Source organism: Streptomyces sp. NPDC026377, from assembly GCF_055567715.1.
The window spans coordinates 71,303-82,712 of the sequence record NZ_JBVHPV010000003.1 but is presented as its reverse complement, the minus strand read 5'-3'; the positions used below and the strand labels follow the sequence as shown (position 1 = coordinate 82,712).

The 11,410-nt window shown below is 71.8% G+C and carries 15 protein-coding genes; 6 read left to right on the top strand and 9 right to left on the bottom strand.

What is annotated here, in order from left to right; genetic code table 11:
* Nucleotides 1-36 precede the first annotated feature (36 nt).
* From ACZ4MU_RS08075 to ACZ4MU_RS08060, 4 genes are all read right to left on the bottom strand, one after another.
* On the bottom strand, nt 37-471 hold the full coding sequence (locus ACZ4MU_RS08075) for a GNAT family N-acetyltransferase (RefSeq protein ID WP_467872492.1): 435 nt from the start codon (nt 469-471) through the stop codon (nt 37-39).
* 85 nt (nt 472-556) lie between these two features.
* Nucleotides 557-1,261 carry a DUF6766 family protein gene (locus tag ACZ4MU_RS08070; protein ID WP_467872490.1) on the bottom strand — a complete coding sequence of 235 codons (705 nt, stop codon included), beginning with the start codon at nt 1,259-1,261 and terminating at the stop codon, nt 557-559.
* Between the two features lie 82 nt (nt 1,262-1,343).
* Complete coding sequence (locus tag ACZ4MU_RS08065) at nt 1,344-1,826, bottom strand: hypothetical protein (RefSeq protein ID WP_467872488.1); 483 nt, start codon at nt 1,824-1,826, stop codon at nt 1,344-1,346.
* Between the two features lie 163 nt (nt 1,827-1,989).
* The gene (locus ACZ4MU_RS08060) at nt 1,990-2,223 is read right to left on the bottom strand and encodes a hypothetical protein (protein ID WP_467872486.1); all 234 of its coding nucleotides are present in this window, start codon (nt 2,221-2,223) and stop codon (nt 1,990-1,992) included.
* 286 nt (nt 2,224-2,509) lie between these two features.
* Between ACZ4MU_RS08060 and ACZ4MU_RS08055 the strand changes: the two genes are divergently transcribed.
* From ACZ4MU_RS08055 to ACZ4MU_RS08040, 4 genes are all read left to right on the top strand, one after another.
* The gene (locus tag ACZ4MU_RS08055; protein WP_467872484.1) at nt 2,510-2,896 is read left to right on the top strand and encodes a VOC family protein; all 387 of its coding nucleotides are present in this window, start codon (nt 2,510-2,512) and stop codon (nt 2,894-2,896) included.
* Nucleotides 2,893-3,534: a TetR-like C-terminal domain-containing protein gene (locus ACZ4MU_RS08050; protein ID WP_467872482.1), complete on the top strand. Its 642-nt coding sequence runs from the start codon at nt 2,893-2,895 to the stop codon at nt 3,532-3,534. The genes ACZ4MU_RS08055 and ACZ4MU_RS08050 overlap by 4 nt, the downstream gene beginning before the upstream one ends.
* Before the next feature lie 139 nt (nt 3,535-3,673).
* A complete protein-coding gene (locus tag ACZ4MU_RS08045) occupies nt 3,674-4,537 on the top strand; it encodes a DUF72 domain-containing protein (protein ID WP_467872479.1) in 864 nt (287 codons plus the stop codon).
* A 125-nt stretch (nt 4,538-4,662) separates the two neighbouring features.
* Nucleotides 4,663-5,844, top strand: coding sequence for an alcohol dehydrogenase catalytic domain-containing protein (locus ACZ4MU_RS08040; protein WP_467872477.1), 1,182 nt, complete (start codon nt 4,663-4,665; stop codon nt 5,842-5,844).
* Nucleotides 5,845-5,958: 114 nt separating this feature from the next.
* On the opposite strand, the gene ACZ4MU_RS08035 is transcribed toward ACZ4MU_RS08040, so the two are convergent.
* Nucleotides 5,959-6,972, bottom strand: coding sequence for an SDR family NAD(P)-dependent oxidoreductase (locus ACZ4MU_RS08035; protein ID WP_467872474.1), 1,014 nt, complete (start codon nt 6,970-6,972; stop codon nt 5,959-5,961).
* A gap of 129 nt (nt 6,973-7,101) precedes the next feature.
* Between ACZ4MU_RS08035 and ACZ4MU_RS08030 the strand changes: the two genes are divergently transcribed.
* Nucleotides 7,102-7,746, top strand: coding sequence for a flavodoxin family protein (locus ACZ4MU_RS08030; RefSeq protein ID WP_467872471.1), 645 nt, complete (start codon nt 7,102-7,104; stop codon nt 7,744-7,746).
* A gap of 69 nt (nt 7,747-7,815) precedes the next feature.
* Here ACZ4MU_RS08030 and ACZ4MU_RS08025 read toward each other — a convergent pair whose 3' ends face one another.
* On the bottom strand, nt 7,816-8,616 hold the full coding sequence (locus ACZ4MU_RS08025) for a SigB/SigF/SigG family RNA polymerase sigma factor (protein ID WP_467872469.1): 801 nt from the start codon (nt 8,614-8,616) through the stop codon (nt 7,816-7,818).
* Nucleotides 8,617-8,890: 274 nt separating this feature from the next.
* Between ACZ4MU_RS08025 and ACZ4MU_RS08020 the strand changes: the two genes are divergently transcribed.
* Complete coding sequence (locus tag ACZ4MU_RS08020; protein ID WP_467872467.1) at nt 8,891-9,391, top strand: hemerythrin domain-containing protein; 501 nt, start codon at nt 8,891-8,893, stop codon at nt 9,389-9,391.
* A 55-nt stretch (nt 9,392-9,446) separates the two neighbouring features.
* Here ACZ4MU_RS08020 and ACZ4MU_RS08015 read toward each other — a convergent pair whose 3' ends face one another.
* Genes ACZ4MU_RS08015 through ACZ4MU_RS08005 form a run of 3 tightly spaced genes read right to left on the bottom strand, consistent with a single transcriptional unit; the run spans nt 9,447 to nt 11,184 of the window.
* Complete coding sequence (locus ACZ4MU_RS08015; protein ID WP_467872465.1) at nt 9,447-10,226, bottom strand: metallophosphoesterase family protein; 780 nt, start codon at nt 10,224-10,226, stop codon at nt 9,447-9,449.
* Nucleotides 10,223-10,480, bottom strand: coding sequence for a BON domain-containing protein (locus ACZ4MU_RS08010; protein WP_467872462.1), 258 nt, complete (start codon nt 10,478-10,480; stop codon nt 10,223-10,225). Before ACZ4MU_RS08010 ends, ACZ4MU_RS08015 begins: the two co-directional genes overlap by 4 nt.
* Nucleotides 10,477-11,184: a hypothetical protein gene (locus ACZ4MU_RS08005; RefSeq protein ID WP_467872460.1), complete on the bottom strand. Its 708-nt coding sequence runs from the start codon at nt 11,182-11,184 to the stop codon at nt 10,477-10,479. The genes ACZ4MU_RS08010 and ACZ4MU_RS08005 overlap by 4 nt, the downstream gene beginning before the upstream one ends.
* Nucleotides 11,185-11,410: the final 226 nt, after the last annotated feature.

The window sequence follows — 11,410 nt, the reverse complement described above, 5'->3', positions numbered from 1 at the left end:
GAACGCGCCCCGGCCGCCGCCTCACCGGCCAACCGTTCACTCCTCGGCACTCAGGACCATGAAGTGCTCCGGTTCGGGAAGCGGGGTGAATCCGGCCTTCGCGTAGACGTCGTGCGCGTCGAGCGTCGCGAGGAGCACCCGCCTGAGCCCGAAGGGTGCGAGGTGGTCACGGACCGCTTCGGCGAGCCGGGTACCCAGCCCCTTGCCGCGGTGGTCGCGTGCGACATAGACGTCGCACAACCAGGCGAACGTCACCCGGTCGGTGATCACGCGGGCATAGGCGACCTGTTCGCCGTCGGCGGCGTAGAGGGCGAAGGTGAGCGATCCGCGTATCGTCTCCTCGACCTTTTCCCGGCTGCGCCCGCGGGCCCAGTACGTGTCGGTCGACAGCCACCGGTGCACCGCCGCCACATCGAGGCGCTCCGGGTCCGTGGAGAGCTCGTATACGTTGTTCTCGCTATCGCTGATCATGCGGCGTCAGCGTAGTCACGCAACTTGGAATTTCCAAGTAAATTTCGGGGGCCGCTCGGGGGGTGCCGGCCGCGCCCGGCACGGGTCAGCCCTCGATGCCCGTGGCGCTGTGCGGCGCGCCGACCGGCTTGGACTCCGGGGATCCGCGCTGGCGCAGGTATACGGAGAGGATGACCATCGAGGCGACCGCCAGGAGTTCGGACTGCCAGTTCTGGAGCGTGCGGGACCAGAACTCGGGCGATGCCAGGTACGAGCCCCAGCCGATCGGGTCCTGGAGCTGCCGCAGTTGCTGTTCGTTGTGGGCGGCCACTCCCGAGATCGACTGGGCGAGCCACGACAGCAGGAACACCAGGCCCATGAGCAGGCCGAGCGAGCGGGAGTAGACCCGCTGGCGCCAGTCCCTGGTGCCCGCCCAGCGGGGGGAGTCCTCCTGGGCGTGCTCGCCCATCCGCTGGTCGCGGTCGGACTCCGGCCCCCTCTCCTGCGGCTTCTTCGACTCGGGGGAGCCCCGCTGGACGAGCCAGACCGTGCCGAAGATGTACAGGAAGAACTGGAGGAACTCCGACTGCCAGTTCTCGGTGACGTCGACGGCGAAGTCCGAGGACATCAGGTACTCGCCGAGGCTCAGCTGCTGGAAGTCACCCACGGCGAGCTGCTCGTTGAACTCGGCGTGCCCGGCGAGCGCCTGCCCCAGCAGGGTGAGCAGGAAAGCGGTTCCGAAGGCGAGGGTGAGGCTGTTGTCCTTCCACAGACCGCCCCGCCGCTCGCTCCGCCCACGGTGCGAGGTCATCGGTACATCGCTCCGATCGCCATGAAGTACCCCAGCCCGCCGAAGAGCACGACGAGACAGGTGACGAAGAGTGCGCGCATGGTCAGCCGCCCTTCACGACGCAGCGGTAGGGCTTGTCGCCGCCCCGGGGCGTGCAGCCGGCCGCGACGACCTTCCATCCGCCGCCGAACTGCGACAGGAACAGCTTCTGGCCGCCCGCGTCGAGCGACGCCTGACGTCCGTACACCTCGGGGCCGTCGCCGGGCGGGGCCTTGGGCAGCTGTTGACCCGCCAGCGCCTGGCCGCACCGCTGCTTCTCGTCCTCTTCCAGCTGCTGCCGCGTCCGGGGTGCCAGCAGGTCGCACGCCGCCGTGTAGTCGCCCGCCGCCACGGCACGCTGGAACGCGCGGCCCGCGTCGCGGGCGCCCTCCACCCTGCCCGAGGGCGCCCCGCACGCGGTCAGCAGGACGCCGGCCACGCCCGCGCAGAGCGCCACCGCCGCCCCTCGGCGCAGGGCCGGGCCGGTGCCCGTCGGGGCGTCCTTGCCCGTCGCGTGGTGCTCGGACGGGGGCGCGGTCGCGTCCACGGAACTCCTCCCAGGCGCAGACTCAGGCGAAACGATTGCGCTATCCGTACCCGTGAGACGCGGTGTGCGGTGCTCAAGGGCGCGGTGTTCCCCCGTCCGGCCCAGCGGAGAACCGCGCCCGGTGGGGCGCGGGGCCCGCTCGGCCGGACGAGGGTCGCCCCGCTCAGGCCGCGTCGGAGCGCCGGCTCGCGGTCCGTGGGCGCGGGACGGCGTCCTGCTTCCCTCCGGGGATGAGGCGCAGATGGCGGGTGCGGGCATGGCGGCGGGCCGACTGCGGGGCGCGCGTCAGCCAGTCTTCGACACGGTCCATGCCGTACAACAGCGCTGCGACGGCCGGCAGCAACAGGCACGCGACGATGAACATGGTTCCGGACTCCTCGATAAGACGGCCGTTCACGGGTGCCCTCATCGCTGCGGGCCACGATCCGGTCGTGTGAAGGTCCGGTGACGGTTCCGGCACGCGACGACCACGACCTGGACGAGCCCGGTCCGGCGGGCAGGACCACGTCGGCCGCCCGGGCCGCCTCACCTTGAGGCCGCCCCAACCCCACATGCCCGGGCGGCACTTCGGGCTTCGTGATGCCTCGCTCCGGCTCTTCCCAGGGAGTCTCTTCCCTTGTTACGATCCGGACCGGTTCGGAACTTAACTCCGAGCGGTTCCGCTCATCCGAGAGGCTTTTCCCATGTTGCGTGTCAAGGACTTCGACCACATCGTCCTCAACGTCCAGGACGTCGAGCGCGCCCTCGCCTTCTACACCGGGCCGCTCGGTCTTGAGCCGGTGCGCGTGGAGGAGTGGCGGGCCGGGAAGGTCCCGTTCCCGTCCGTCCGGATCAACGCCAACACCATCATCGACCTGTTCGACCGGCCGCGCGGCGAGTCCAACGTCGACCACATCTGCCTCGTCGTGGAACCGCTGGACTGGCAGGAGGTCATCGACTCCGGCACGCTCGACGTTCACGAGGGCCCCGTGTCGCGCTTCGGCGCACGCGGCTCCGCCAACTCCGTCTACGTCAAGGACCCGGAGGGCAACACGGTCGAGCTGCGTTGGTACCCGCAGGACGCCGAGTGAGCGCCGGGGGCCGGCCGCGCGACCCCGCGATCGACGCTGCCGTCCTGACCGCCACGCTGGACATCCTGGACGCCCACGGCTACTCGGGCTTCGCGATGGAGACCGTGGCGGGGCGGGCGGGCACCACCAAGGCGGCCATCCGCCGCCGTTGGCCCCGCCGCCAGGAACTGATCATCGACGCGCTCGCCTCGATCCTGGCCGTGCCGCCGGTCCCCGACAACAACTGCACCCGCTGCGACCTGACGCAGAGCGTGCGACTCCTCGACGCGGCCCTGCACGAGCGACTGCCGCCCGGGGTCCTGGCACCACTGGTCGCCGACTGCGCCCGCGATCCGGACCTGCACCGGCGGCTCATGGACCTGCTCGTACGACCCAGCCGCCAAGCCGCCACCACCGCCGTCGAACGGGCCGTGGGCCGGGGCGATCTGCGCTCCGACGTCGATCCCGAGGTCCTCGTCGACCTGCTCGCCGCCTGCGTCTACCAGCGCGCGCTCCTCGGCGGGGCGGCGACGCCCCGCCCCCCGGCCGCCGACGTAGTGGACCTGCTGCTGCGCGGGGCGGCCGTCGACTTCGACCACCTGGTCCGCGTCAGCCGCACACCGGCCCACCTGCGCCGCCCCACCACGGCCCACGGGTGATTTCCGCAACTCGATGTGTACGAGAGCGTCCTGGGGTACTGGAGATACGTCCAGCATGTCCGGGGCCGGGCCCCGGACGCACCGACCAGCGCCCGTGGCGCGCGTCCACCATGGAGGCGTCCATGCCCCTCCCCCGCTCATGACCGGCATTCAGGTGGGTGCCTGTTCCTGGGCCAACCCCGAGCTCGCGTCCTCCGGTTGGTATCCGCCCGGCTTCCGCAACCCCGAGGGCCGGCTGCGCCACTACGCCTCGCGGTTCCCCGTGGTGGAGGTCGACTCCACGTACTACGCCCTGCCCAGCGCCCGCAACTCCCGGCTCTGGGCCGAGCGTACGCCCGCGGGTTTCACCTTCGACGTGAAGGCGTTCGCCGCGCTGACCGGCCATCCCTTCCCCGCCCGCGCCCTCCCCGCCGAGCTGCGGCTCGGCATGCCCCCGAATGCCCGGCTGCGCCCCCATGAACTGCCCCGGGGGATGCTGGACGCGCTGTGGGACCACTTCCACGAGGGCATCGAACCACTGCGCGCCGCCGGGCGGCTCGGCAGTGTGCTGTTCCAGTTCCCGCCCTGGTTCCGGCCCAGCGAGGAGGCGAAGGGCCGCATCGAGGAGTGTGCCAAGCGGGCCGAGGTACCCATCACCGTCGAGTTCAGGCACGCCAGTTGGCTCCTGGACCGCCAACTCGACGAGACCGTGGCCCTGCTGTCGGGGCTTGGGATTCCGTTGGTGGGCGTGGACGCGCCGGGCCTTCCCCCGGTCGCCCGGGCCACCTCGCCGGAACTGTCCGTCGTACGGTTCCACGGCCGCAGCCCCGACTGGGGCACCGGCTCCAAGGAGGACCGCTACCGGCACCACTACACGGTCGAGGAGCTGGAGTCCTGGGTCCCGCGCCTCCAGGCACTCGCCGAAAGCAGCACCCGGGTGCACGCGCTGTTCAACAACTGCTGCGGGGACGCCGCGGTCCGCGCCGCCGAGACCATGACGGAGCTGCTGGCAGCCGGGGCGTGACCGGAACACGGGTACGGCCCGCGCCCGGTGTTACCCCTGCTCCGCGACGGGCACCCGGACCGCGAGAAGCGAAGGCCCGGGCCACGAGCGGCCGGGGCCGGCCCCGACGGCAGGAGCGGCACATCATGCGCGCACTAACGTGGCACGGCAAGCGGGACGTGCGGGTGGAGACCGTCCCCGACCCCAGGATCGAGAAGCCGGACGACATCGTCGTACGGGTCACCTCGACCGGGATCTGCGGCTCCGACCTGCACCTGTACGAACTCTTCGGGCCGTATCTGGACCCCGGCGACATCCTGGGCCACGAGGCGATGGGCGTCGTCGAGGAGGTCGGACCGGAGGTGACGGAGCTGAGCCCGGGCGACCGTGTGGTCATCCCCTTCAACGTCAGCTGCCGCGATTGTTTCATGTGTGACCAGGGGCTCCACTCCCAGTGCGAGACCACCCAGGTCCGTGAGCGGGGCATGGGCGCCTCGCTCTTCGGCTACACCAAGCTGTACGGGCAGGTGCCGGGCGGGCAGGCGCAACTGCTGCGTGTCCCGTTCGGCAACAAACTCCCCATCAAGGTCCCCGACGGCCCGCCCGACGACCGCTACGTCTACCTCTCCGACGTCCTGCCCACCGCGTGGCAGGCGGTCGAGTACGCGGACATCCCCGAGGGCGGCACGGTCACCGTGCTGGGCCTGGGGCCCATCGGCGACATGGCCACCCGTATCGCACAGCACCGCGGGGCCCGGACCGTCATCGGCGTCGATCTCGTCCCCGAGCGCCTCTCCCGCGCCAGCGCACACGGTGTGACCTGCCTCGACGCCCGCCGCGGGGGCGAGGTGGCGGAGGCCGTCCGCGAGCTCACCGAGGGCCGCGGCACCGACGCCGTGATCGACGCGGTCGGCATGGAGGCACACGGAGCGCCGTTCGCCAAGGCGGCCCAGTGGGTGACCGGGCTCCTGCCCGACGCGGTGGCGCAGCCGCTGATGGAGCACGCGGGCATCGACCGGCTCGCCGCCCTGCACACCGGCATCGAGCTCGTCCGCCGCGGCGGCACCTTGTCCCTGTCCGGGGTGTACGGCGGGGCCGCCAGCCCGATGCCGCTGCTGACGATGTTCGACAAGCAGATCCAGTTGCGCATGGGCCAGGCGAACGTCTGGCGCTGGGTGAAGGACATCCTCCCCCTGCTCACGGACGAGGACCCGCTCGGCGTCGACTCCTTCAAGACCCACGCCATGTCCCTGGAGGAGGGGCCGAAGGCGTACGCGATGTTCCAGGCCAAGGAGGACGGCATGGTCAAGACGCTCCTCAAGCCGTGACCGGCCGGACCCGTCCCTGAGTCCCTGAGGTCCGCGTCGCGTCCTGCGGGCTTCACGATCACCCGACGGCCGCCGGGTCCCGGGGCAGCCCCGGGTCCGGCGGCCGTGCGGCCGTCAGGAAGCGCTGGTGGGCGGTCCCGGTGTCATCTGGTTGAAGCGGCGCGCGGCGCGGTCGTTCATGGCGCTGCCGAGCTTGCGGACCTTCTCCGCCCAGCCCCCGCGAGGGACGTCCTTGAGGGCGTGCCCCTGCCGTATGCGCCCTCCCGCGCCCGCCGCGTCGTCGGCGCCCGGCAGGAACCGGTTCGCCACCCCCGCCAGGCGGGTCACCGCGGTGGGGGCCACCCCGTGGGCCAGGTCGGCGGCGTGAGCCGCCGGAGTCAGGACGATCCGGGTGCGACGGCGCTCCAGCGCCCGCACGATCCGTTCCGCGGCCCGTTCGGCGTCCATGGAGACGACGGGGGCGCCCGCCAGCCCGGAGAACCAGGCGAACTCGCGCGAGGACTCTCCCCCGAACTCGGCCTGGAGGTGGGACCCGGTGCGCATCAGGCCCGGGTGGGCGGTGGTCACGGAGACGCCGGTCCCGGCCAGTTCACTGCGCAGGCCATCGCCGAGCGCCCCGACGGCCGCCTTCGCGCACGAGTACGGCAGCAGGTGCGGGACGGCGAGCAGCGCGCCCACCGACCCGATGAGCCCCAGCCGACCGCCCGCGGAGCTCTCGCGCAGGTGGGGCAGCGCGGCGAGCGAGACCTGGACGGCGCCGTCGAAGATGGTCGCCATGGCGTCGTGGAAGGCGCCCGCGTCGAGTGCCTCCACCGGCGCCACCTGGATGACGCCCGCGTTGGCCACCACGATGTCCAGCCCGTTCTGTTCGCGGGCCACGCTGCGGACCGTCTCCGCGACCGCCGCCTCGTCCCGTACGTCGCACACCTGCGTCAGGGGCACGACTTCGGTGTGCTGCTCGATCCACTGGGCCGCGCGTTCGAGCTCTCCCTCGTCCCGGGCGATGACGGCCACCTGGCAGCCGCGGACGGCCAGCCGGGCCGCGATGAGCAGCCCCAGCCCCCGCGAGCCACCGGTGACCAGCGCGGACTGTCCGCTCAGGTCTTTCTTGGATCCGATTCCCACCATGGGTCACACCTCCATTCACCTTCCGCCCGGGTACCCCTTCGGGCCTGTCGAAGACCACACCGGCGGCCGCGCCGCGGTGGCCGCGCGGCAAGCTGGTAGGAATCGGGCCACGGGGGAAGGGGTCTGTTCATGGAACAAGCACAGACCACGTCCGAGTCCTCGCCCACCACCCCGCTGCGCGCCGTGGCGCTGGTGTGCTCGCTGCGCCCCTCCCCCGCCCCCTCCAGCTCCCAGCTCCTGGCCGAACAGACCATGGAGGCGCTGTCGGAGCACGGCGTCACCGGCAAGGTGATCCGGGTGGCGGACCACGACGTCAAACCCGGTGTGGAGACCGACATGGGTGACGGGGACGCCTGGCCCGGCATCCGCGACGCGGTCCTCGGCGCCGACATCCTGATCCTGGCCACCCCGATCTGGCTGGGCCACGCCTCCAGCATCGCCCAGCGCGTCCTGGAGCGCCTGGACGCGGAGATCGGCGAGACCGACGACGAGGGCCGGATGCTTACCTACGGCAAGGTCGCCGGGGTGTGCGTGGTCGGCAACGAGGACGGGGCCCACAAGGTCAGCGCCGATCTGTTCCAGGGCCTCAACGACGTCGGCTTCACCCTGGCCCCCAACGCCGTCACCTACTGGGTCGGCGAGGCCATGCAGGGCACCGACTACCAGGACCTCGACAAGACCCCCGAGAAGACCGCCTCGACGACGGCGACCCTGGCCGCCAACACCGCCCACCTCGCCCGCCGCCTCAAGAGCGCCCCCTACCCGGCGGTCTGACCGGCGCGGAGGCCTGGCGCGCTCACCGGGCGTCACCCCCCTCAGCGTCATCCCTTTACCGTCACCCCGTCACGCGGCCTCTCCGGGCGCGGAGCACAGGGCCTCGTCCCTCAGGTGCTCGCAGCACTGCCTCAGCAGTCGGCAGACGTGCATCTGGGAGATGCCGAGTTCCCGGCCGATGTTCTTCTGGGTCATGCCCTGGAAGTAGCGGAGGTAGAGGATCCGCCGTTCCCGGTCGGGCAGCGCGTGCAGTCCGGGCTTGGCGGACTCGCGGTCGATGAGGGTGTCGAGCGCCGGGTCCTCGGCCCCCATGGCGTCCGCCAGGGTGGACGGGCTGTCGTTGCCGCTCTGCTCCGCGTCGAGGGAGAGGGCGCGGAAGCTCTGCAGGGCTTCCATCCCGGCCCGGACGTCGTCCTCGCTCAGGCCTGTGTACCCGGCGACCTCGGCGGTCCCGGGTTCGCTGATTCCCGCGTCCTGCAACGCCCGGCGGGCCTCGCGGACCCGGTTGCGCAGCTCCTGGACCCGTCGCGGCACATGAACGGTCCACAGGTGGTCGCGGAAGTGCCGCTTGATCTCGCCGGTGATGGTGGGCACGGCGTACGCGATGAAGGCCGTGCCGTGGGACGGATCGAACCCGTCGACCGCCTTGAGCAGCCCCAGGGCCGCCGTCTGGCGCAGGTCCTCGACCGTTTCGCCCCGGTCGCGGTAGCGCCCGGCGAGCCGTTCCGAGAGCGGCAGCCAGGCCCGGACCAGCTCTTCGCGCAGGGCGGCGCGTTCGGCGCCGTCCGGCAGGGAGGCGAGCCGTACGAAGGCGTCGTCGGTGCGGGGGGTGTCGTCATACGTCCGGTGGGTGTCGCGGCGAGTGGACATGACTTCCGCTCCTCGGAGAACGAAGGGGGCACCTTCGGAGGAACGGGGCATGGGCTCGGGAGACCGAGCCTTCCCCTGTTCCGGGGGAGCGTATGTCCGGCGGCAGGGCCGCTATGCATGCCGAGGCCCTTCAATACGGACAATTCGCTACGCTTCCGGCCGGTCACTCTGGGACGCGGCGCTTCGGCCGGGAGGCCCGGCGCCCCCTTCCCGGGGGCGAAGCGGTCGCCCCTGAGCAAAGCTGGTGACAAGGCACCACCGGAAAGGAGCCCTCATGTCCACCGACGCCATCGTGCTTCTCAGGGACGACCACAAGGAGATCCGCCGACTGTTCCGGTCATTCCAGGCCGCCGGTGCGGACGCGAAGGCCACCAAGCACAACATCGTCGACAAGATCGTGGAAGCCCTCACCGTCCACACCTACATCGAGAACCAGGTCATGTACCCGAAGGTGCGCTCGCTCGTCCCCGACCTGGAGTCCGACATCCTGGAGTCCTTCGAGGAGCACCACGTCGCCGACGTGCTCTGTGCCGAACTGGACGCCATGGGCCCCGACGACGAGCGCTTCGACGCCAAGACGACCGTCCTGATCGAGACGGTGAGCCACCACATGGACGAGGAGGAGAGCGACTGGTTCCCGAAGGTCCGGGCCGCTCTGGGTCGCAAGGAACTGCAGGAGATCGGCGCGCGCATGATCGAGGTCCGTGCCGACGCTCCCCGGCGCCCCGAGCAGCCGGGCGCGCTCAAGAAGGCCGCCACCGCCCTGTTCGGCTAGTCGTCCGCCGCCCCGCTCCGTCGCTCCTCGTGACGGAGCGCGGACGAAGACGCCGCTACGCCGGTGCCGACGCGGCGGTCGGCGCCGTTCCCCCGGCCGGAGCCGCGCCGTCCCGGCCGGGCAGGCAGTAGACGTGGAAGGCCCCGCCGATCACGGGCTGCGCCACGTTGCGCACCCGCACTCCCCCGCTGGTCCGCCCGTGTTCCGTACCGGAGTGGGCGTGCCCGTGGACGGCGAGGTCGGCGCCGGCCGTGTCGATGGCCTCGGCCAGCAGATAGCTGCCGAGGAACGGGTAGATCTCCGGAGGTTCGCCCACCAGGGTGTCGGCCACGGGAGAGAAGTGCGTCAGCGCGATGCGTACGTCGCACTCCCGCTCCCCCAGCTCCTCCAGCGCGGTGCGCAGGGTCTCGGCACGGTGGCGTGAGTAGCGTACGAACTCCTTCATGATGGGCTCGCCGAACTCCCCGGCGCACCGGCCCACGAACCCGCCGCCGAACCCCTTCGTACCGGCGACGCCGATGAGGGTGTCGCCGTTGCCGACGACCGTCGCCTCCCCCTCCAGGACGTGCGCCCCGGCGTCCCGGAGGATCTCCGCGACCAGGTCCGGCTGATCGTCGTGGTGGTCGTGGTTGCCCAGGACCGCGACGACCGGGACGGCCAGGTCCTTGATCTCCCGGGCGACCACCCGCGCCTCCTCCGCCGTCCCGTGCCGGGTCAGGTCACCGGCGAGCAGCAGCACGTCGGCGCAGTCCGGCAGCGTCTCGAAGGCGGGGCGGAGGGAGCCCTCGTTGTCGGGGCTCATATGGATGTCGCCGACGGCCGCGATCCGGATCATGGGAGGTCCTCCGCGTGGATGGGCGGCCCTGTCTCGGCCACGACGATGTCGCACTGCACGGGCAGGTCCGCGAGCTCTTCTCGGGCGATACGGAGAATGTCGTCGCGGCTCTGGACGGACGGCACGGTCCCGGTCAGCAGGACCGCTCCGCCCCGGGCCTCGGCCCGCACCCCCAGCTCGCCGCAGTGGCCCGAGGCCAGCCGATCGGCGAAGTGGGCCACCCGGTATTCCAGGCTCTCCGGCTGATGGGTCATGACGGCTCCCGCTGGACGGAGGGGCGCTCGGGATCGATGACATGCAGCCGCTCCAGGAGGAACAGGAAGGCGGCGGGCATCGGTTCGTCCGCGCAGCGGCGCCGCACGTCGCCCCAGTCCACCTTCTCGCGCAGCGCGCGGGCCACCGGGAGCACGGCCCCGAAGTCGCAGTGGTGTTCCGAGAAGGCGCTGTTCAGACTGACCAGTACGTCCGTCGCCGACAGCACCGGCATGTGCACGGAGTCGACGGGGAGTTCCTCGGCACGCGCCAACAGGTCGACGGTGACCGGGCGATGGGCCAGTTCGAAGATGATGTCGACGTCCTGGCCGAAGCAGCTGGTCTTCAGCAGCCAGTCCTCCGGCGGGAGCCGTACCGCCAGTCCCGCCGCGCGCAGGGTCGCCGCCACGGCGTCGGCCTCCTCGGGCAGGACGCAGAAATCGGCGTCGTGCTGCAACCTGCCGCTGCCGCCGTGGGCGTAGACCGCGACGCTCCCGGCCAGCGCGAACTTGTGCCCGGCCCGTTTCAGGATGGCGCCCACCTGTTTCGCGGCCTCCAGGATCGCCTGGCTGCGGTCCCGGGGCAGTTCCCGCTCGGCCTGCGGTGCCGCCGGGTGGGAGGGCGGCTCCTGGGTGGCGGGGGACGCGTCGAGTGCGGGGGCGGCGGCGTCACGGGCTCGTGGCGGGTCCTGTCCGTTCGTCCTCATGGCCACTTCCTTCGCACTGCGGCGGACTCCGGGTGTCCATGTCGCCGCTCGGCCGGGTGTACCGAAGGCCCGGGGGTACCGAGCCCGGGGGTACCGAACCGCGGATTCTGCCTCCCCGGTACCCGCCCTCGCCCCCGTGACACCCCGCGCGAAGGGGCGCGGGTAGCGGCCGTATGCGCGGGCGGGCGGCAGCCGTCGCGTCGGTTCGCGCGGCTGCCCGCCCGCC

What these genes read in the sequence shown, in the direction of transcription:
- ACZ4MU_RS08045 (WP_467872479.1), top strand. Translation starts at nt 3,674, where the DNA reads ATGACCGGCATTCAGGTGGGTGCCTGTTCCTGGGCCAACCCCGAGCTC.
- ACZ4MU_RS08005 (WP_467872460.1), bottom strand. Translation starts at nt 11,184, where the DNA reads ATGAGGACGAACGGACAGGACCCGCCACGAGCCCGTGACGCCGCCGCC.
- ACZ4MU_RS08075 (WP_467872492.1), bottom strand. Translation starts at nt 471, where the DNA reads ATGATCAGCGATAGCGAGAACAACGTATACGAGCTCTCCACGGACCCG.
- ACZ4MU_RS08030 (WP_467872471.1), top strand. Translation starts at nt 7,102, where the DNA reads ATGGAACAAGCACAGACCACGTCCGAGTCCTCGCCCACCACCCCGCTG.
- ACZ4MU_RS08040 (WP_467872477.1), top strand. Translation starts at nt 4,663, where the DNA reads ATGCGCGCACTAACGTGGCACGGCAAGCGGGACGTGCGGGTGGAGACC.
- ACZ4MU_RS08070 (WP_467872490.1), bottom strand. Translation starts at nt 1,261, where the DNA reads ATGACCTCGCACCGTGGGCGGAGCGAGCGGCGGGGCGGTCTGTGGAAG.
- ACZ4MU_RS08020 (WP_467872467.1), top strand. Translation starts at nt 8,891, where the DNA reads ATGTCCACCGACGCCATCGTGCTTCTCAGGGACGACCACAAGGAGATC.
- ACZ4MU_RS08035 (WP_467872474.1), bottom strand. Translation starts at nt 6,972, where the DNA reads ATGGTGGGAATCGGATCCAAGAAAGACCTGAGCGGACAGTCCGCGCTG.
- ACZ4MU_RS08010 (WP_467872462.1), bottom strand. Translation starts at nt 10,480, where the DNA reads ATGACCCATCAGCCGGAGAGCCTGGAATACCGGGTGGCCCACTTCGCC.
- ACZ4MU_RS08015 (WP_467872465.1), bottom strand. Translation starts at nt 10,226, where the DNA reads ATGATCCGGATCGCGGCCGTCGGCGACATCCATATGAGCCCCGACAAC.
- ACZ4MU_RS08055 (WP_467872484.1), top strand. Translation starts at nt 2,510, where the DNA reads ATGTTGCGTGTCAAGGACTTCGACCACATCGTCCTCAACGTCCAGGAC.
- ACZ4MU_RS08025 (WP_467872469.1), bottom strand. Translation starts at nt 8,616, where the DNA reads ATGTCCACTCGCCGCGACACCCACCGGACGTATGACGACACCCCCCGC.